This window comes from Eggerthella sp., assembly GCF_048329335.1.
Taxonomy (GTDB): domain Bacteria; phylum Actinomycetota; class Coriobacteriia; order Coriobacteriales; family Eggerthellaceae; genus Eggerthella; species Eggerthella lenta.
In genome coordinates this window covers 1-1775 of the sequence record NZ_DBFEGU010000086.1, presented here as the reverse complement: position 1 = coordinate 1775, position 1775 = coordinate 1, and the positions used below count along the sequence as shown (strand labels likewise).

General features: G+C 66.2%; 3 protein-coding genes. All 3 read right to left on the bottom strand.

From position 1 onward, the window contains the following. Window positions 1-67 precede the first annotated feature (67 nt). Window positions 68-391, bottom strand: a complete 324-nt coding sequence (locus ACMO6A_RS02805; protein ID WP_009304646.1) for a VOC family protein — start codon at window positions 389-391, stop codon at window positions 68-70. A 170-nt stretch (window positions 392-561) separates the two neighbouring features. Then, the gene (locus ACMO6A_RS02800) at window positions 562-1413 is read right to left on the bottom strand and encodes a class II fructose-bisphosphate aldolase (protein WP_009304647.1); all 852 of its coding nucleotides are present in this window, start codon (window positions 1411-1413) and stop codon (window positions 562-564) included. A gap of 10 nt (window positions 1414-1423) precedes the next feature. Next, window positions 1424-1775, bottom strand: a 352-nt coding sequence (locus ACMO6A_RS02795) for a dihydroxyacetone kinase subunit DhaK (protein WP_418470743.1), incomplete at its 5' end; no start/stop codon positions are given.

Genomic DNA, 1775 nt, shown 5'->3' with positions numbered 1-1775 from the left:
TTTCGCCGTCAAGCCGATCCGGAAAAGCGGCGGCCCCGTCTTCGGGGCCGCGCTCAACCGCCAATCGCTAGTTCTTGTCCTCGTAGAGCTCGATCACGGCGCCGTCCTTCTCGACGAAGGCCAGACGCACACCGGGACCCGCGTCCATGGGGTCGCAGATGACGCGGTCGGCATCGTCGACGTACCGGTCCAGATCGTCCACCGCGTAGGCCACGTGCCAGCGACGATGCAGCTCTTCGGGGAAGGGCGTGCCCTCCTCGAACTTGAGGTACTCCACCTTGTAGTCGTAGTCGTCGACGTTCGACACCCAGAACTTCATGGCCTCGTTGTAGATCATGTTCGGCTTCTTCTCCGTGATGGGGATGCCGATGTGCATATAGGTTGCGGTCATACCGATCTCCTCTCGTCTCCAGGTTGGCGTAGTAAGTCAGCGAGGCTGGCTGCGGTGCCCGAGATTCGTGGGATCGCAGAGGCGAAGCGTACTTTGGTACGCGAGTATCCGGGATCGCGCGAAGATCGGGTGCCACAGCCAGCCGCAGCGTCGGCTGGTTCCGACGGCCGTCAGGCCGACGGAACCATACTGAACATGTCCATGGCGGCTTCCGCGTCGGCCTGCATGGCGGCGGTCGCCGCGTTGGCCAGGGCGTGGAAGTACTTCGGGTGCTCTTCGGCGATGAGCGCCTCGACGGCGCGCACGCCCGCGTTGCTCATGTAGCTGAAGTAGTTGATCTTGCGGATGCCGGCACGGATGGCCGCCCGCGTGTCCTCGCACGACAGGCCGCTGCCCCCGTGCATGACGAGCGGCACGCCGCAGCGGATGCGCAGCTCCTCGATCAGCTTGAAATCGAGGTTCGGCTCGGCCCGGTAGAAGCCGTGCACCGTGCCCACGCTGGCCGCGAGGGCGTCGATGCCCGTGTCGGCCACGAAGCGCGCGGCCTCGTCGGGGTCGGTGTACACGTTCTCCCGGTCGTCGTCGGCGTTCTCGAGCCCTTCGTGGCCCGTGGTGAAGCCGATCTCGGCCTCCACGTCGGCTCCGTACTCGCGCGCCAGCTCCACGGCGCCCAGCGTCAGCGCCACGTTCTCCTCGTAGGGCAGCTGCGAGCCGTCGATCATGACGGCCGAGAACCCCAGGTCGAGCGCGCGGCGCACGTAGTCCATATCCTCGCCGTGATCGAGCATCACGCACACGGGCACGCGCGAAGCCTCGGCGCGCGCCACCATGATGGGGCCGATCACGTCGATGGACGTCTCCTCTTCGTGCAGCTGGGCGTGCTGGATGATGACGGGCTCGCCGCGATGCTCGGCCGCGCCGATGGCTGCGAGCAGAAGCTCCAGGTTCGGCGTGTCGAAGGCCGCGGCAGCGCAGCCGTTCTCTTCCGCCCAGGCGAGGACGGAGCTCAGGGAAGCGAGCATGACCCTCCTCCTACTTCTTCAGGTACGGCGTGTTGCAGGGCGCGTTCCACAGACGCAGCAGCTCGTCGTCCATGCGCGCCATGAACATCTGGAAACCGGCCTGCTCCTGCACGGTCAGCATCTCGCCGACGAAGTTCGCGACCACTTCGATGTCCTGCTTCGCCAGCTCCTTGACCGCGGCTCGGTACACGATGAGCTGCTCCATGAGCGTGGTGGCGCCCGAGCCGTTCACGATGAGCATGACCTTCTCGCCCGGCTGGATGCCGATGTCCTTCGCCAGCGCGTTCACCATGATGGCGGCCGTCTCGTCGGCGGACTTCATGGGCTGGCGTCCGCCGCCCTCCTCGCCGTGCTGGCCCATG

Coding starts and splice junctions, on each gene's coding strand:
- ACMO6A_RS02805 (WP_009304646.1), bottom strand. CDS start 391: ATGACCGCAACCTATATGCACATCGGCATCCCCATCACGGAGAAGAAG.
- ACMO6A_RS02800 (WP_009304647.1), bottom strand. CDS start 1,413: ATGCTCGCTTCCCTGAGCTCCGTCCTCGCCTGGGCGGAAGAGAACGGC.